This is a genomic window from Staphylococcus sp. URHA0057, from assembly GCF_000620265.1.
Taxonomy (GTDB): Bacteria; Bacillota; Bacilli; order Staphylococcales; family Staphylococcaceae; genus Staphylococcus; species Staphylococcus pasteuri.
In genome coordinates this window covers 607364-625854 of sequence record NZ_JHVS01000001.1, presented here as the reverse complement: position 1 = coordinate 625854, position 18491 = coordinate 607364, and the positions used below count along the sequence as shown (strand labels likewise).

The window sequence follows — 18491 nt, the reverse complement described above, 5'->3', positions numbered from 1 at the left end:
TTAAACAGGAGGGTATGCGTTGTTATGGCTACTAAAAATGAGGAAATACTACGAAAACCGGATTGGTTGAAAATTAAGCTGAACACGAACGAGAATTATACTGGCCTTAAGAAAATGATGCGTGAAAAGAATTTACACACTGTTTGCGAAGAAGCAAAGTGTCCAAATATACATGAGTGTTGGGGAGAAAGACGTACAGCTACATTTATGATTTTAGGTGCTGTATGTACACGTGCATGTCGTTTCTGTGCAGTTAAAACTGGTTTACCTAATGAATTAGATTTAAATGAACCAGAACGTGTAGCAGAATCAGTTGAATTAATGAATTTAAAACACGTTGTTATTACAGCAGTTGCACGTGATGATTTACGTGATGCAGGTTCAAACGTTTATGCTGAAACAGTTAGAAAAGTTAGAGCAAGAAACCCATTCACTACAATTGAAATTTTACCTTCAGACATGGGTGGGGATTATGAAGCATTAGAAACATTAATGGCTTCTAAACCTGATATCTTAAATCATAATATTGAAACAGTTCGTCGTTTGACACCAAGAGTTCGTGCTCGTGCAACTTATGATAGAACATTAGAATTCTTACGTCGTTCTAAAGAATTACAGCCAGATATTCCTACAAAATCAAGTTTAATGGTTGGCTTAGGGGAAACAATGGAAGAAATTTATGAAACAATGGATGATTTACGTGCCAATGATGTAGATATTTTAACAATTGGTCAATATTTACAACCATCTCGTAAACATTTAAAAGTTGAAAAATACTACACGCCATTAGAATTCGGTAAAATGAGAAAAGTAGCTATGGATAAAGGCTTCAAACATTGTCAAGCTGGACCGTTAGTACGTAGTTCTTACCATGCAGATGAACAAGTTAACGAAGCTGCCAAAGAAAGACAACGTCAAGGTGAAGAGCAATTAAATAGTTAATAATATACAATCTGTAGAGCCACTTTTTTATGAAAATAAATAAAGTGGTTCTTGTTTTTACTAAATAGTTTAAAGATTTGAATGAAAATATATAGTGTTGTTAAAATAGCGATATAATATATCGTGAAATAGATTAGGTGAAATTATGATAAAAGTAGAGCAACAGTATTTTGAATTAATAGAAGATTATAGAGATTGTTTCGATGAAGAAATATTCGCAAATAGATACTCTGATATTTTAGATAAATATGACTATGTAGTAGGAGATTTTGGTTATGACCAATTAAGATTAAAAGGTTTCTTTAAGGATACTAATAAAAAAGCAGAAATTAGTAAAAGATTCTCTAGTATACAAGATTATTTATTAGAATATTGTAATTTTGGATGTCCCTATTTTGTAGTTAAACATTTATCAGAAAATGAAGTGAAACAACAAGCAGAAGACTTAACCGTTATTGATCAAGATGATAAATTACATGATGTCAAAATACAACCAACTATCCAAGATACTGAAAAGTGATTTATCAATTTTAATTTATAATAACAAATATAAAAAATCTCCCTTCAAATACATTAACGTACATGGAGGGAGATTTACTTTTTATTTATATCAAAATTATTATTGAATCACTTCATTAAGGTATTCAATGATTTCATCGCCTTCTTCTTCAGATACACCTAAAATATGAGCGATATAACCTTCTTCTTCAATATCATCAGATCCAATAATACCAAATTTATTAGTTTGCATATTCAATACCAAAGTTTTACCATAATGTCGGTCTGTTTGAACGAGCATTAAGTCATATCGACTATGTTCACCAACAAATCCAACAAATTGAACTTGGCTTTGTTCTTCATCATCATATAAATACATATCAATCATTTGTAGAACCCCTTTAAACGAAATATACTACGCCTAAGTATAACGAGAAATGAAGTGTACTGCAAAATTATGATATTATAAAGTTAATAAGAGGTGATTAGGAAATGTATTTTGTAGATAAAGATAAACTTTCAGAAAAACTAAATTACTTAAGACAATTAACAGAAGATTATAATCAAAACAAAGATAATCATTATGCTTTTGAAAGAATCGCACAAATGTTAATTGAATCATCAGTAGATATTGGAAATATGATTATTGATGGATTTATTCTAAGAGATCCTGGTAACTATAAAGACGTGATTGATATTTTAGAATTAGAAAATGTTATTTCTAAAGAAACTCAAGAAAATATTAATAAAACTGTAGATGTAAGAAAGCAATTTGCACATAACTATATTCAACTTGATACTAATGAAATTGAACCGTTATTTGATCAAGCAATACCTTACTACAAACAATTTATTGATGAAGTTATTCAATTTTTAAATAATGAAAATGTTCCAATTACTGCATTTGGCAAAGGAGAGAACAAATAGTGAAGCAATACAAGGCATATTTAATAGATTTAGATGGGACGATGTATAAAGGAACTGATGAAATTGATGGTGCAAGTCAATTTATCGATTATTTAAATGAACATCAAATTCCACATCTATATGTAACAAATAATTCTACCAAGACGCCAGATCAAGTTGCAGATAAATTGCATGAAATGAATATCGACGCAACACCTGATGAAATTGTTACATCAGCTTTAGCAACAGCAGATTATATTTCTGAACAATCTCCAGGTGCATCTGTCTATATGTTAGGCGGTGAAGGTCTACATTCTGCATTGACTGAAGCGGGTCTAGTAGTTAAAAATGATGAAAATGTTGATTATGTTGTTATCGGACTTGATGAAAATGTTACTTATGAAAAGCTTGCTATAGCAACACTTGCTGTCAGAAAAGGAGCAACATTTATTTCAACAAATCCTGATGTTTCTATACCAAAAGAAAGAGGATTCTTACCAGGTAATGGTGCAATTACAAGTGTGGTATCAGTATCTACAGGAGTACAACCACAGTTTATTGGTAAACCAGAAACGATAATTATGAATAAATCTTTAGAACTATTACAACTTAATAAAGAAGAAGTGGCCATGGTTGGAGACTTGTATGACACAGATATTATGTCTGGTATAAACGTTGGTATCGATACTATTCATGTTCAAACAGGTGTGACTACACTAGAAGAAATTCAGACAAAAGATATTCCACCAACATATTCTTTTAAAGATTTAAATGAAACAATTGTTGAATTAACAAATTAACTTGGTGAGAGGGGCTCAAAGATTGAACAAAATTGTTGTAACACGTCAAATTCCTCAAAAGTTTATAGCACAGTTAGAAGAAATTGCAGAAGTCGAAGTATGGAATGAAGAATTTATACCCATGCCTAGAGAAAAATTCTTATTATCTATCAAAGATGCAACAGCTTGTTTTGTTACTTTAAGTGAAAAAATTGATGAAACGTGCTTAAATGAAGCACCAAATTTAAAGGTAGTAGCCAATATGGCTGTTGGTTTCGATAATATAGATATTGATGTTGCCAAACAAAAAGGTGTCACTGTGACTAATACACCAGAAGTTTTAACTGAAACGACTGCGGAATTAGGTTTTACACTTATGTTAGCAACTGCTCGTCGCATTGTAGAAGCTGAACAATATATTCAAGAAGGACAATGGAAAAGTTGGGGGCCATATTTATTATCTGGTAAAGACGTATATGGTTCAACTGTTGGTATTTTTGGTATGGGAGATATTGGTAAGGCTTTTGCTAAACGTTTGAAAGGCTTTAATACTAAGATTTTATATCATAATCGTTCAAGACAAGAAGCGACTGAAAACGAATTGGGTGCTACATGGGTTTCATTTGATGAATTACTTGAAGAAAGTGACTTTGTGGTATGTACTGCACCTTTAACAGATGAAACCAAACATAAATTTAATGCATCCGCATTTGAAAAAATGAAATCTGATTCAATATTTATCAATATTGGTAGAGGTGCCATTGTAAATGAAGAAGATTTAGTAAATGCTTTAAACAAAGGACAGTTATTAGCATGCGGTTTAGACGTGTTAGAACAAGAACCAATTGCTATGGATCATCCACTATTAAAAATGCCTAATGCTGTGATTCTTCCACACATTGGTAGTGCATCTGAAAATACACGGAATAATATGATTCAATTATGCGTGGATAATATTAAAGCAGTATTAAATAATAAATCTGCAATTACCCCAGTAAATTCATAGTTTTAATTATAATTTAAGCTTATCTATTTAGTTTAATTAAATAGATAGGCTTTTTATTATGTTTAAAATAGCTCAATCTAACAATTTTGTTATACCGTCTGTAATTGTTTAATTACAATGTAAGATTTAAAATAATATTATTCAATAAGTAATATGCTCATACTATATTTATAGCTTACGCAACTTGGAGTAATTAACTTAAATTTTTATGCTAAAAATAATTTTGAATTTTATTCGAAACATGAGTATAATGAATTGTAAAAAAATATAAAACGGCTATTATATATTAAAATTATTTACATTGAATACAGACGATTAAGAACTTTGGTTTATGATAAGTAAATTTTAGGAGAGTTGCCCAATGAAAACTAAAGGTAAGGAACCTACGAATAAATATTACCTAGCAATGAAGCCGTATCTTTTAACTTTATTATATTTAGCAATATTTATCGCTTTATATTTAATATATGGTAGTGGAGATACACATAATAACTTCATTTATAATGAATTTTAATGAGGGAGAAAACTATGACAGATATTATTAATATTCTCAGTCAATTGAGTAAAGAACAACCAGATGTAGTAGCAGTTAGACATACGACTGATGAAATAACATATAAGCAATTAGATGAAGCTTCTAGTAAGCTTGCACATCGATTACAAGGCAGTCAACAACCTATGATTTTATTTGGTCATATGTCACCTTATATGATTGTAGGTATGATTGGTGCGATTAAAGCAGGTTGCGGCTATGTGCCTATCGATACATCTGTACCAGAAGAGCGAGTGAAGATGATAATCGATAAAGTTCAACCAGAATATATTTTTAACACAACCGATTGTGAATTAGATCATCAACATGTACAGATGATTACGATTGAAGATGTTGTTAATTCACAAGACTCAATTATTTTTGATAGTCAAATGAAGGATAATGATGTTGTATATACTATTTTCACATCAGGTTCTACAGGTGAGCCAAAAGGTGTTCAGATCGAATACGCTAGTCTTGTTGAATTTGCTGAATGGATGAATTCATTGAATCAATTAGGTAATGGGAAAGAATGGTTGAACCAAGCGCCATTTTCATTTGATTTATCAGTTATGGCAATTTACCCATGTTTAGTTTCTGGTGGCACTTTAAATCTTGTTGATAAAGACATGATTAAAAAACCAAAACTATTAAATGATATGTTATTAGCTACGCCGATTAATATATGGGTTTCTACGCCATCATTTATTGAAATGTGCTTATTACTACCAACATTAAATGAAGAACAATATGGTAGTTTAAATCATTTCTTTTTCTGTGGAGAAATTCTTGGACACAGAACAGCTAAAGCATTAGTTGATAGATTCCCTAATGGTGTTATATACAATACTTATGGTCCTACGGAAGCTACTGTAGCGGTGACTAGTATACAAATTACGCCAGAGATTCTTAAGCAATATAATCCACTTCCAGTAGGTGTTTCAAGACCTGGCACTAAATTAACGACAACTGATGAATGTGAATTAGTCATTCAAGGTCAAAGTGTAAGTGTTGGTTACCTAAAAAATGAAGAAAAAACAGCTGCCGTGTTTAACTTTGAAGATAGAGTGAGAACATATCACACAGGAGATAAAGCTAAAGAAGAAGATGGTTTATGGTTTATTCAAGGTCGTATAGACTTCCAAATCAAATTGAATGGTTACCGTATGGAATTGGAAGAGATAGAATCACAATTACGAGATTCTGAACTAATTAGAGAAGCTATTGTAGTTCCTGTTTATAAAAATGACAAAGTAACTCATCTTATAGGAGCTGTTGTTGCAACTGAAAAAGTAGAAGATGATAGACAAATGACAAAGAACATCAAAGATGAACTTAAAACGCGCTTACCAGAATATATGATTCCTCAAAAGTTTGTTTGGATGGAGCAATTACCACTTACATCTAATGGTAAACTAGATCGTAAGAAGATTGCAGAGGTTGTTAACGGATGATACCTTATGGCACGTTTACATTCTTCTTAATTTCATTCATTGTACTAATTCCTGTTATAATTCTTGGCTTTTTAGGTAAGCGAAGCTATATATATAACGGTATTACGACAGCAATAATGGTTATACTGATATTTTCATCAGATAAACATAATTTGTTTGGTCAAAAGTATTTAAGTGTTCAATTAATCAGTTTTATCATATATGTTATTTGGCAAGTTGGCTTAATCATGTTTTATTATAAATCTAGACAAAAGAATAATACTTTTTCAAAATTTGTGATTATCATGGTTCTGTCAATATTGCCATTAGCACTAGTTAAAGTATTACAAAGTACATGGTTAGGTGGGCATCAAATTCATTTCCATGAAAGTAAATTAATTGAATTCGTTGGTTTCTTAGGTATTTCATACGTTACCTTTAAGAGTGTTCAACTAATCATGGAAATCAGAGATGGTTCAATTAAAGAAATCAAAATTGGCAAATTAATTCAATTTATCTCATTCTTCCCAACTATCTCATCTGGACCAATTGATAGATATAAACGTTTTGTTAAAGATGATAAAAAGATACCTACTGGTGGGGAATATAGAGAATTAGTGTTAAAAGCAATTCACATGATTATGTTAGGTTTCTTGTATAAATATATTATCGCTTACTTCATTCAAGTATATGCGATTAACCCACTGCAAATGAATTTACATGGATTTACACACATGTGGTTATATATGTATGCATACAGTTTCTATCTATTCTTTGATTTTGCAGGTTATAGTTTATTTGCTATAGCACTCAGTTATTTATATGGCATTAAAACACCACCAAACTTTAATAAACCTTTCCAATCTAAAAATATTAAAGATTTCTGGAATAGATGGCATATGACTTTATCATTTTGGTTTAGAGACTGTATTTATATGAGATCATTATTTTATATGTCTCGTAAGAAGATGTTTAAGAGTCAATTGGCTATGTCAAACATGGCTTTCTTCCTTAATTTCTTTATCATGGGAGTTTGGCACGGATTAGAAGTTTATTATATTATTTATGGCTTATACCATGCAGCATTATTTATAGGTTATGGTTATTATGAAAAATGGAGAAAAAATCATCCTCCACGTTGGCAAAATAAATGGACTAACGCGTTAAGTGTTGTCATCACATTCCATTTTGTAACGTTCGGCTTTTTAATTTTCTCAGGTAAATTTATTTAATAAAGGAGTAATTAATTATGGAATTTAGAGAACAAGTATTAGACTTATTAGCAGAGGTTGCAGAAAACGATATTGTAAAAGAAAATCCAGATGTAGAAATTTTCGAAGAAGGTTTTATTGATTCTTTCCAAACAGTAGGTTTATTATTAGAAATTCAAAATAAATTAGATATCGAAGTTTCTATTATGGACTTTGATCGTGATGAGTGGGCTACACCAAATAAAATTGTGGAAGCATTAGAAGAACTACGATGAAATTAAAACCTTTTTTACCCATTCTAATTAGCGGCGTTATATTTATTATATTTGTTCTGTTACCCGCACAATTATTTACAGGGCTAATTAATGATAAAACGCTTGCTAATAATAGAATTTCATTAACAGATCAAGTATTAAAAGGCACGCTCATTCAAAATCAACTATATAAGTCGGATAAATATTATCCAGTTTATGGTTCAAGTGAATTAGGTAAAGATGATCCATTTAATCCAGCAATTGCGTTAAATAAGCACAATTCAGATAAACCAGTATTTTTACTAGGCACTGGTGGGTCAACAGATTTAATTAATGCAGTAGAACTTGCATCTCAGTATGATAATTTAAAAGGTAAAAAATTAACTTTTATTATCTCACCACAATGGTTTACTAATCATGGATTAACAAACCAAAACTTTGATGCTCGTATGTCTCAAAATCAAATTAACACGATGTTTAATCAAAAAAATATGCCTGCTGAATTGAAACAACGTTATGCCAAACGTTTATTGCAATTCCCGCATGTACATAACAAAGCGTATTTAAGAAAAGTTGCTAAAGATCCACATAATGTATCAGGTCACTATATTTCAGCATTTAAAGAAAATCAATTAATTAAGATTGAAGCAATTAAATCATTATTCTCTATCACTAAACCACCTTTATCTCATGTTAAACCTGCAACTGATGAAAAAGCATCATGGGGCCAAATGAAAGACAAAGCAGAAGTAATTGGTAAAAATAATACCAAAACTAATGATTATCATATTAGAGACCCATATTGGAAACTGATCAAAGAAAATAAACGTAAAATAAATCGTGATTATGAATTTAACGTTAATTCTCCAGAGTTCCAAGATTTAAAATTACTTGTTCAAACAATGAATAAAGCTGGCGCAGATGTACAATATGTAAGTATCCCATCAAATGGTAAATGGTATGATCATATTGGTATCGATAGTGATAGACGCCAAGCAGTGTACAAAAAAATTCATTCAACTGTCGTTGATAATGGCGGTAAAATATACGATATGACTGATAAAGATTATGAAAAATATGTCATTAGTGACGCGGTTCATATTGGTTGGAAAGGTTGGGTCTATGTAGATCAACAAATTGCCAAACATATGAATGACAAAAAACAACCTCAAGTTGATAAAGACAAACACAAACAAAAAGAATCAAATTAATAATTAACGCCTTTCAAGAATCTAAGATGACAAATAGTTCATCGAAGTATACTTGAAAGGCGTATTTTTTAGAATAAAGAAGTAGAAATAAAATAGCTTATAATTGATAAACAAATAGATACAAAAATAATTATGAATAACGGTTTTAAAGCTTTTGATTTTAAATCTTTGAATGATACATTTAATCCTAATGCAACCATTGCCATTAATAAGAAAATATTAGTTACTACCTCTATTATTTTTAATAATGCGTGAGGGATAGGAATATATGTATTGATTAATGCCATTAATATAAATCCAATTAAAAAATACGGAAAATCAATATGGTGTGCTTGTTTATCATTTTTATTCTTAAATTTCACAATAAAAATAAATATTAATATAACTGGAATTAATAAAAATACACGTCCTAATTTTGCTAATAAAGCTATTTTAAGAGATTCTACCCCAGCATAATTACCAGCCAAAACAACTTGTGCAATTTCATGAAGGCTAGTTCCAGACCAAATACCAAAATGTACAGGGGAGATATGAATGATTGAATAAATAAATGTATAAATTAATGAGAAGACAGTCCCTACTAATGCAATGATGCCGACACTAATAGCTGTATCTTTGTCTCTTGATTTTATAATTGGTGCTATTGCTGCGATAGCGGCTGCACCACAGATACCAGTACCAACGCCTAATAATGTTGTTATTGAAGTATCTGCTTTTACTATGCGACTAATAAAATAGGTGAATAGGATACTGAAAACAATAACGCACGCATCCATTAATAATAATTGACCACCATGTCCTAATATTTCATCGATATTTAATTTGAGACCATAAAAGACAATCGCAATTTTTAATAAGTATTTAGATGAAAATGTTATTCCACTTTTATAATCTTCTGGATATCCTTTGAAATGTCGATAAAGTATAGCAATAAGAATTGCGATTGATAAACCGCCAATTTGACTAAGGACAGGTAATTTAGATAATACAAGACTTATGATTGCGATGATAAATGTAAATAAGATACCTATAATAAAGTGCTTATCCTTAATTTTATTCATGACATGTTCCTCCTTTACGAAAAGTTTAGCATTACATAATTATATCGTTAAATAAATATTTAACATACTATCTATATCAAATTTGTTATAATCATATTAAAAATATAAATGAGTATAGAACAAGGAGAAAGTACATGGATCCTTACAAAGTATTAATAGAAGTGGTCAAAACAGCTAATTTTACTAAAGCGGCCGAGAATCTATATACATCTCAACCATCGATTAGTCGAGATATTAAAAGATTAGAAGCAAAATATAATGTTAAAATTTTTGAGTTTACTCGGCCAACAATATGTTTAACATCAGATGGAGAAAAGATTCTACGTTATGCGTTGCAACGTGAAAATATTGAACAAGAGTTATGGCATGATCTAAAAAATGACCTTAATATTATTGCTGGATCAATATCGATAGGTAGTAGTTACACATACGGCGAACAATATTTATCTGAAAAATTAATTAAAGTTGCTAATGAATATCCAGACTTACATGTTAATGCTTATTTAATGAATTCAGATACGGTCATAGATAATGTAAAACATAATATTGTTGATATTGGCATTATTGAACGTGAAATTCAAGATAACACACTTGATTTAGCATGTATTTCCCAAGATGAAATGGTTTTAATTTATAATAGGCAAATAGGCTTTGATAAGAATCAAGTATGTTATGTGAGAGAACAAGGATCTGGAACAAGGGTGTATCAGGAAATTGGATTAACTAGATTAGAATTGCATCCTTATTTGGTGGAAATTAATTCAAATCAAGTGATAGTAGATATGGTAAAAGCAGGTAAGGGATTTACAGTAATTTCTAAATCAGTATTAGAAAAAGAACCAAAAGAAGTGCTTGCTTCTATCGAGTTAGACGTGTTTCGTAATTTCTACCTTACTAAGCACAAAGATAAATACGTGGACAATAATTTAAAAGCCATCATAGATCTATTCGAATGCCATTATTATAATGATGAAACGAAAAAAGAATGATTTTATTAACTTTAATAAAAATAAAACAAATCCAAAATTTCAGAGACATAAAAATACCACTCAAATGATTGAATTCAATCCATCTGAGTGGTTACTATGTCTTAAATATCTATAATATATGAAGATTTTCATAATTTGTAAAACAAAGTAAATAATTACTTGTAAACAAATTAGAATACTTGTTCAACTTCGATAACACCAGGTACTTCTTCGTGTAAAGCACGTTCAATACCAGCTTTTAAAGTAATTGTAGAACTTGGGCATGTACCACAAGCACCATGTAGTTGTAATTTAACAATTCCGTCTTCAACGTCAACTAATGTACAGTCGCCGCCATCACGTAATAAAAATGGACGTAAACGTTCTATAACTTCAGCTACTTGATCAAACATTGTCGCATTCTCAGTAGGCATGAGATATGTCTCCTTTCAAGTATATTATTTCATTATCATTATTAGTACATTATAATAGATTAAGAACGAAAAATCTATAAATCAAAACGAGGGATTTCAATGACTAAAATAAGTGTTGTTGTTTATGGGGCAGATATTGTATGTGCGAGTTGTGTTAATGCACCGACATCAAAAGATACATTCGATTGGTTACAACCATTACTTAAGCGAAAATTTCCACAACATCAATTTGAATTTACATATATCGATATTGAAAAAGATACAGAAAATTTAACAGATCATGATCAACAATTTATTGAACGTATTCAAGAAGATGAATTATTTTATCCATTAATTACTATGAACGATGAGTATGTGGCAGATGGATATATTCAAACGAAACAAATAACACAATTTGTGGAGCAACATTTTAAATATTAAAATGTCTAATTTTTATCTATAGAAAAAGAGGGAGTGGGACAGAAATAACATTTTTCCAAAATTTATTTCGTTGTCCCACCCCGGCAAGGTTGACTAGAATTGAAAAAAGCTTGATACAAGTGCATTTTCAAATCAGTCAACTACTGCCAATATAAAATTTTAGCCTGAGACATTGATTTATGTCCCAGGCTGTCTTAATTTATATTTTTAACCATTATGATATTTATATAACCAAAGTACGCCTGATTTAAGGATGGAAGCAAGTCTACCTGTAACGGTACGATCCATGATATAAGCGAATCCTTGTTTATCACCAAGTGAACCTAAGAAGCCTTGAACTTTAAGTTCTGGCATTTTTTCAGGTAAAGGCTCATTATTCCATTGTTTTTTCATGACATCAGTAATTTGTTCACCTTGTAACTCTGCTAATTGAGCACTTGGTGCATGCGGTAAATCTGCACAATCCCCAACTACATAAACGTTTTTGTATGTTGGAATTTGATGATACTGATTTAAAATAACACGACCATTATTGTTAATATCAATTGGTAAATTTCTAACAACTTCAACTGGTTGAATACCTGCTGTCCACACAACTAAATCTACATCTTCAGGAACACCATTATTATATATTTTACCTGGTTCAACTTTATCAATAACTGAGTTAGGTACAACTGTTACATTATGTTTAGAGAACCATTTTGCAATATAATTACTTAATTTTTCTGGGAAGTTTCTTAGGATTCGAGACCCTCTATCGTATAATAAAATTTCCAAATCAGCACGGCTTTCCCTTAGCTCACTTGCTAACTCAATGCCGCTTAAACCAGCACCGACAATAGCAACTTTAGCCCCATTAGGTAATTCACTAATACTATGGAATGTTTCGCGAGCCTTTGATAGTGTCTGAATACTATGTGTGTATGTATCAGCATCTGGAACGTTGTGATATTTATCTTCACAACCTAAACCAATCACTAACTCATCATAATCGACTTTTGAATTACCTACTGAAATAATTTGTTCATCTAAATTAATCTCATTAATTTCCCCATAGACAGTATTCATTTTAGAATCTCCAGGAAATTCCATACGAACATCTTTGTCAGATTTTGTTCCAGCAGCTAGTGCATAAAATTCAGGTTTTAAGCCATGAAATGGCATACGATCGATTAATGTTAACCTATAACCATCTGGTAATGAATTAGGCAATATACGAGACATGATGCGCATATTACCGTAACCCCCGCCTAATAAAACAATATTTTTCATTTTAGTATACCCCTTTATCCTAAAAATCTTGTTATAAATAAGTGTGCAATTGATTTAGAAAGACACTTATTTAATGTCATTTTATGCAATTATGCCCCTTAAAATGATGAAAAGAATAACCCCTTAACATCTTATTTTATAGACTATGTATTTATATGATTATTATATCGGTTTTTCAAATTGACTACAAACATATATCGAATGAAATTGAATATATTGTTTTATTTGTAAAAATTTCTATTTTTAACATTTTAAGCTCAAAGATAGTCATAACAACTGGTAGTTTGTTATAATATTATAACTATTATTTTAGAGAGGGTGTCGTATGTTTCCGTTAGTTGAATTCTGCATTTCCAATATGGCTAAAGGTGGGGATGTAGTTTATGAAAAATTAGAAAATGATCCTGATATAGATGTTTTAGAATATGGATGTTTACAAAATTGCGGTATATGTTCCGACGGCTTGTACGCACTTGTCGATGGTGATATTGTTGAAGGAGATACACCGGACGATTTGTTAAATAATATATATAAACATATAGAAGAAAATGATTTCACGAACTTATTATAGGAGGTTATGATTATGCAAACAGTTATATTAACTGAAGCAGCAGCTTATGAAGTTAAAGATATGTTACAAAGTAATGATATGCCCGATGGCTATTTAAAAATTAAAGTTAATGGTGGCGGATGTACGGGTTTAACATATGGCATGTCAGCAGAAGCTGAACCAGGCGAAAATGATGAAATATTAGAATTCTTTGGTTTAAAAGTGTTAGTAGATAAACATGATGCCCCAGTATTAAATGGTACGACAATCGATTTTAAGCAATCATTAATGGGCGGCGGTTTCCAAATTGATAATCCAAACGCTATTGCTTCATGTGGTTGTGGTAGTTCATTTAGAACAGCTAAAGTTGCAGGAAACCCGGAAGATTGTTAAAGCGATATACAGCAATTAATTTAATAAATTAAATTTTTCACAAAGTGCACTATTGTCGCTTGAAAATATTGTACAAAAGCTATAGAATTAAACTTGGATTTAATATTGTCTTTTCTGTGAACTTCACGAGAAATAGCTTGATGAAAAAGACGTAATAATTATTGTGTGTCGTAGTTTTAAAATGTGTTACTTATTTAAGTTTAATCATTTTTAGTTATGCTACACTAGAGTTAAAATATTATGAAAGCTTAGGTGAAAATAATGGCTCAAGAACGTAAAAAAGTATTAGTTTTAGGTGCAGGTTATGCAGGTTTACAAGCTGTTACTAAATTACAAAAAGAAGTTTCTGCAGAAGAAGCAGAAATTACTTTAATCAACAAAAATGATTATCACTATGAAGCAACTTGGTTACATGAAGCTTCAGCAGGTACAATTAATTATGAAGATTTATTATACCCAGTTGAAAGTGTATTGAAAAAAGACAAAGTTAACTTTGTAAAAGCAGAAGTTACTAAAATTGACCGTAATGCTAAAAAAGTAGAAACTGACAAAGGTATCTATGACTTCGACATTTTAGTTGTAGCATTAGGATTTGTTAGTGAAACATTTGGTATTGATGGTATGAAAGATTACGCTTTCCAAATCGAAAACGTTTTAACTACACGTCAATTATCTCGTCATATTGAAGATAAATTTGCTAATTATGCAGCTTCTAAAGAGAAAGATGAAAATGATTTATCCATCTTAGTTGGTGGTGCAGGATTCACTGGAATAGAATTCTTAGGTGAATTAACTGACAGAATCCCTGAATTATGTAGCAAATATGGTATCGATCAAAGCAAAGTTAAAGTAACTTGTGTTGAAGCGGCACCTAAAATGTTACCAATGTTCTCAGATGACTTAGTTAATCATGCAGTAAACTACTTAGAAAACCGTGGCGTTGAATTCAAAATCGCTACACCAATCGTTGCATGTAATGAAAAAGGATTTGTTGTTGAAATCAATGGTGAAAAACAACAATTAGAAGCAGGCACTTCAGTTTGGGCTGCAGGTGTACGTGGAAGCCACTTAATGGAAGAATCTTTCGAAGGCGTTAAACGTGGTCGTATTGTTACTAACCAAGATCTTACAATTGCAGGTCATGACGATATCTTTGTTATTGGTGACTGTTCTGCATTCGTTCCTGCTGGTGAAGAACGTCCATTACCAACAACAGCACAAATTGCAATGCAACAAGGTGAACATGTTGCTAAAAACATCAAACATATCTTAAATGGTGAAGCTAAAGAAGAATTTGAATATGTTGACCGTGGTACAGTATGTTCATTAGGTTCACATGACGGTGTAGGTATTGTTTACGGTAAAGATATTACTGGTAAAAAAGCAGCGTTCATGAAAAAAGTTATCGACACTCGTGCCGTATTCAAAATCGGTGGCATAGGTCTAGCATTCAAAAAAGGTAAATTCTAACTTTTTATAATAATGTAAGCCTCCTTACTTAATAGTTTGGAGGCTTTTTTGTATGCTTATTAAGAAAAGATGATTTGTAAATAAAACACTAAATAGTTATTTCAGTAATAGTCATTTTTTCTATTTTGAAATGATATAAAATGATTTACAAATGAATCAAAATAAAAAAGGAGGAAACGCTTATGAAAATTCACTTTAATTCGACGACTCCCAACGATATACATAATATTATCGTTGGGATCCCTGAACATATAAATCAATTAGAAAATATAAATTATAATGGTCAATCATTAATTGAAGATTTACAAACATTAAAGCAAAATCATATTATCCAAGGTGGCATTGGAAAAATTGCGACTTCAATCATATATATTCAAGAACAACCTAAAAGATTAATAACAGTAGGCTTAGGTAATATCAAACAATTGAATTATGCGGATTTTTTAAAAATATGGGGAAATTTATTTCAATATTTAAAACAAGAATTTATTACTGAAGCGGAGTTAATATTATCATCATTTTTAAATAAGTATATTGATGACAGTATTATAGCTAAAACACTGGGATTACAAAGTGAACAATCTATTTATCAATTTGATAATTATAGATCTGATAAACGCTCACCATATCAACCTAATTTATATATAAGCGTAAGTCAAAGACATGAAGATATAGAATCAATGATACAAGAAGGTAAAATTTTAGGTGAATCAATTAATATAGCACGTGGCTTTAGCCAAATACCACCTAATATTTTAACTCCACAATATTTTGCCGAAAGTGTAGATAAGCTATTTAAAGATACGTCAGTTAGTGTTGAGATTAAAGATGGACAAACTATACAAGATGAAGGATTTCGATTATTACATGCAGTAGGAAAAGGTTCTATTCATAGTCCAAGACTCATTACGTTAAGTTATCAAGGTCGTCAAGATGATGCAGATCCAATCGCATTAGTTGGTAAAGGAATTACTTATGATTCCGGTGGTTATAGCATTAAAAGTAAAACAGGCATGCAAACAATGAAATACGATATGTGTGGTGCAGCTAATGTTGTTGCAATGATAAAGGTTGCTCATCAATTAGCACTTCCTATCAATATTATTGGTGTAATTGCTTCAGCTGAAAACATGATAAATGAAAAAGCTATGAAACCTGATGATGTATACACAGCGTTTAATGGTGAAACCGTTGAAGTTCTAAATACCGATGCAGAAGGGCGACTAGTATTGGGTGATGCTGTAGCCTTTGCTACCCAATTTAAGCCACAAGTTATATTAGATTTTGCAACATTAACAGGTGCAGCTATTGTAGCCTTAGGTGAAGATAAAGCTGCTGCATTTGAATCACATGCTTCTAATCAGCTACAAGAAATTTTAAAATTGGCTAAAAATGTTGATGAACAAGTATTTGAGCTGCCTATTACTCAAACTGAAAGACAATTAATAAAAAATAGCGACGTAGCTGATTTAGTTAATCATACGAATGGACAAGGAAAAGCTTTATTTGCAGCATCCTTTATTAGTCATTTTAGTGGATCAATTCCGCATATGCATTTTGATATCGCAGGACCAGCTACTATAAATAAAATGTCTTATAAAGGACCAAAGGGACCAACCGGTTATATGATTCCTACTATTATAGAATGGTTGAAAACAATGAATTAGTTTATTAAGGGAGGAGGTTTGAACCTCCTTTCTTGTTGTTAATTATAATATGCAATTGGTTTTATTTTTATATTGACTTTATATTATTGAATTGCTATGATATTATCCATAAACGCTTTAGTTCGATAGAGTGATAAAGGATGGTTTTGCTTATGGTAAATGCAGTAGTTATAGCTGTTATATTAATGATTATCTTATGCTTGTGTAGATTGAATGTCGTTATAAGTTTATTTATTAGTGCACTTGTTGGCGGCATACTATCTGGTATGAGTGTTGAAAAAGTTATAAGTATATTTGGGAAGAATATTGTTGACGGTGCTGAAGTCGCATTGAGCTACTCATTATTAGGAGGATTTGCTGCATTAATTTCCTATAGTGGTATTACAGACTATTTAGTTGGAAAAATAATTAATGCAATTCACTCTGAAAATAGTCGACTTTCAAGAATTAAAGTAAAAATAATTATTATCGTTGCGTTACTAGCAATGAGTATTATGAGTCAGAATTTAATACCTGTACATATTGCATTTATTCCAATTGTTATCCCACCATTATTAAGTTTATTCAATGATTTAAATATTGATAGAAGAGTCATTGGTTTAGTCATTGGATTTGGATTATGTTGGCCTTATGTTTTAATACCTTATGGTTTTGGTCAAATATATCATCAAATTATTCAAAGTGGTTTTCAAAAAGCACACCATCCTATCGAGTTTAATATGATTTGGAAAGCGATGATAATTCCTTCAATGGGCTATATCGTTGGTTTAATTTTAGGTTTAATTGTTTACCGCAAACCAAGAAAATATGAAGAGCGAAATATTAATGATAGAGCAACCGTAACTGAAGTAAAACCATATATTTTAGTTGTTACTATCATTGCGATTTTAGCAACTTTTATTGTTCAAACATTAACAGATTCAATGATTTTTGGTGCTTTAGCAGGTGTTCTTGTATTCTTCATTTCACGTGCATATAGTTGGCACGAATTAGACGAACAATTTGTAGATGGTATCAAAATTATGGCATATATAGGTGTTGTAATATTGACGGCTAATGGTTTTGCTGGTGTCATGAATGCTACTGGAGATATAGATAACTTAGTAAAAAGTTTAACAAGTATTACAGGTGATCATAAATTACTAAGTATAGTAATTATGTATATTATAGGCTTAATCGTTACGCTAGGTATCGGTTCATCATTTGCGACGATACCAATTATTGCTTCATTATTTATTCCATTTGGTTCTTCAATTGGTTTAGATACAATGGCTTTAATTGCATTGATAGGTACAGCTAGTGCATTAGGTGATTCAGGTTCACCAGCTAGTGATTCAACTTTAGGTCCAACAGCAGGACTTAATATGGATGGACAACATGACCATATTAGAGATACATGTATTCCAAACTTTTTATTCTATAATATACCATTGATTATTTTTGGTACGATAGCAGCCATGGTATTATAGTATAAAAAGAGGTGT

The 18491-nt window shown here is 30.9% G+C and carries 21 protein-coding genes; 17 read left to right on the top strand and 4 right to left on the bottom strand.

Features of this window, described 5'->3' with window-relative positions; translation table 11 throughout:
• Positions 1 to 24 precede the first annotated feature (24 nt).
• Together lipA and N524_RS0102895 are read left to right on the top strand one after the other, a co-directional pair.
• The gene (gene lipA / locus N524_RS0102900; protein WP_017637461.1) at positions 25 to 942 is read left to right on the top strand and encodes a lipoyl synthase; all 918 of its coding nucleotides are present in this window, start codon (positions 25 to 27) and stop codon (positions 940 to 942) included.
• Positions 943 to 1087: 145 nt separating this feature from the next.
• The gene (locus N524_RS0102895; protein WP_017637460.1) at positions 1088 to 1462 is read left to right on the top strand and encodes a YutD family protein; all 375 of its coding nucleotides are present in this window, start codon (positions 1088 to 1090) and stop codon (positions 1460 to 1462) included.
• A gap of 99 nt (positions 1463 to 1561) precedes the next feature.
• On the opposite strand, the gene N524_RS0102890 is transcribed toward N524_RS0102895, so the two are convergent.
• Positions 1562 to 1828: a DUF3055 domain-containing protein gene (locus N524_RS0102890; protein WP_017637459.1), complete on the bottom strand. Its 267-nt coding sequence runs from the start codon at positions 1826 to 1828 to the stop codon at positions 1562 to 1564.
• A 104-nt stretch (positions 1829 to 1932) separates the two neighbouring features.
• On the opposite strand from N524_RS0102890, the gene N524_RS0102885 reads away from it, so the two are divergent.
• The 8 genes from N524_RS0102885 (at position 1933) to dltD (ending at position 8772) form a co-directional block, all read left to right on the top strand.
• Entirely contained in the window at positions 1933 to 2367 is a 435-nt protein-coding gene (locus tag N524_RS0102885; RefSeq protein ID WP_029055605.1) for a DUF86 domain-containing protein, read from the top strand.
• Positions 2367 to 3146: a TIGR01457 family HAD-type hydrolase gene (locus tag N524_RS0102880; RefSeq protein ID WP_017637457.1), complete on the top strand. Its 780-nt coding sequence runs from the start codon at positions 2367 to 2369 to the stop codon at positions 3144 to 3146. Before N524_RS0102885 ends, N524_RS0102880 begins: the two co-directional genes overlap by 1 nt.
• Before the next feature lie 22 nt (positions 3147 to 3168).
• Positions 3169 to 4131 carry a 2-hydroxyacid dehydrogenase gene (locus N524_RS0102875; protein ID WP_029055604.1) on the top strand — a complete coding sequence of 321 codons (963 nt, stop codon included), beginning with the start codon at positions 3169 to 3171 and terminating at the stop codon, positions 4129 to 4131.
• 361 nt (positions 4132 to 4492) lie between these two features.
• Complete coding sequence (locus N524_RS0102870; protein ID WP_017637455.1) at positions 4493 to 4645, top strand: teichoic acid D-Ala incorporation-associated protein DltX; 153 nt, start codon at positions 4493 to 4495, stop codon at positions 4643 to 4645.
• A gap of 14 nt (positions 4646 to 4659) precedes the next feature.
• Positions 4660 to 6117 (top strand): D-alanine--poly(phosphoribitol) ligase subunit DltA, encoded by a 1458-nt coding sequence (dltA, locus tag N524_RS0102865; RefSeq protein WP_029055603.1) that lies wholly within the window; start codon positions 4660 to 4662, stop codon positions 6115 to 6117.
• On the top strand, positions 6114 to 7328 hold the full coding sequence (gene dltB / locus N524_RS0102860) for a D-alanyl-lipoteichoic acid biosynthesis protein DltB (protein ID WP_029055602.1): 1215 nt from the start codon (positions 6114 to 6116) through the stop codon (positions 7326 to 7328). The genes dltA and dltB overlap by 4 nt, the downstream gene beginning before the upstream one ends.
• Before the next feature lie 17 nt (positions 7329 to 7345).
• Positions 7346 to 7582, top strand: a complete 237-nt coding sequence (dltC, locus tag N524_RS0102855; protein WP_029055601.1) for a D-alanine--poly(phosphoribitol) ligase subunit 2 — start codon at positions 7346 to 7348, stop codon at positions 7580 to 7582.
• A complete protein-coding gene (dltD, locus tag N524_RS0102850; protein WP_029055600.1) occupies positions 7579 to 8772 on the top strand; it encodes a D-alanyl-lipoteichoic acid biosynthesis protein DltD in 1194 nt (397 codons plus the stop codon). The genes dltC and dltD overlap by 4 nt, the downstream gene beginning before the upstream one ends.
• 68 nt (positions 8773 to 8840) lie before the next feature.
• On the opposite strand, the gene N524_RS0102845 is transcribed toward dltD, so the two are convergent.
• Complete coding sequence (locus N524_RS0102845) at positions 8841 to 9833, bottom strand: YeiH family protein (protein ID WP_017637450.1); 993 nt, start codon at positions 9831 to 9833, stop codon at positions 8841 to 8843.
• Positions 9834 to 9967: 134 nt separating this feature from the next.
• Between N524_RS0102845 and N524_RS0102840 the strand changes: the two genes are divergently transcribed.
• Positions 9968 to 10822, top strand: a complete 855-nt coding sequence (locus tag N524_RS0102840) for a LysR family transcriptional regulator (protein ID WP_017637449.1) — start codon at positions 9968 to 9970, stop codon at positions 10820 to 10822.
• A 170-nt stretch (positions 10823 to 10992) separates the two neighbouring features.
• Here the strand turns inward: N524_RS0102840 and N524_RS0102835 are convergent, their stop codons facing one another.
• On the bottom strand, positions 10993 to 11235 hold the full coding sequence (locus N524_RS0102835) for a NifU family protein (protein ID WP_002433501.1): 243 nt from the start codon (positions 11233 to 11235) through the stop codon (positions 10993 to 10995).
• Between the two features lie 99 nt (positions 11236 to 11334).
• Here N524_RS0102835 and N524_RS0102830 point away from each other — a divergent pair, with 99 nt between their 5' ends.
• Positions 11335 to 11655, top strand: a complete 321-nt coding sequence (locus N524_RS0102830; RefSeq protein WP_017637448.1) for a YuzD family protein — start codon at positions 11335 to 11337, stop codon at positions 11653 to 11655.
• Between the two features lie 207 nt (positions 11656 to 11862).
• On the opposite strand, the gene N524_RS0102825 is transcribed toward N524_RS0102830, so the two are convergent.
• Positions 11863 to 12927, bottom strand: coding sequence for an NAD(P)/FAD-dependent oxidoreductase (locus N524_RS0102825; protein ID WP_029055599.1), 1065 nt, complete (start codon positions 12925 to 12927; stop codon positions 11863 to 11865).
• 325 nt (positions 12928 to 13252) lie between these two features.
• Here N524_RS0102825 and N524_RS0102820 point away from each other — a divergent pair, with 325 nt between their 5' ends.
• From N524_RS0102820 to N524_RS0102800, 5 genes are all read left to right on the top strand, one after another.
• Complete coding sequence (locus N524_RS0102820; RefSeq protein WP_017637446.1) at positions 13253 to 13498, top strand: YuzB family protein; 246 nt, start codon at positions 13253 to 13255, stop codon at positions 13496 to 13498.
• Between the two features lie 12 nt (positions 13499 to 13510).
• Positions 13511 to 13870: a HesB/IscA family protein gene (locus tag N524_RS0102815; protein ID WP_017637445.1), complete on the top strand. Its 360-nt coding sequence runs from the start codon at positions 13511 to 13513 to the stop codon at positions 13868 to 13870.
• Positions 13871 to 14131: 261 nt separating this feature from the next.
• Entirely contained in the window at positions 14132 to 15340 is a 1209-nt protein-coding gene (locus tag N524_RS0102810) for an NAD(P)/FAD-dependent oxidoreductase (protein ID WP_017637444.1), read from the top strand.
• Between the two features lie 182 nt (positions 15341 to 15522).
• Entirely contained in the window at positions 15523 to 17007 is a 1485-nt protein-coding gene (locus tag N524_RS0102805; protein ID WP_029055598.1) for a M17 family metallopeptidase, read from the top strand.
• A gap of 152 nt (positions 17008 to 17159) precedes the next feature.
• Entirely contained in the window at positions 17160 to 18476 is a 1317-nt protein-coding gene (locus N524_RS0102800) for a Na+/H+ antiporter family protein (RefSeq protein WP_029055597.1), read from the top strand.
• The last annotated feature ends 15 nt before the right edge of the window (positions 18477 to 18491 follow it).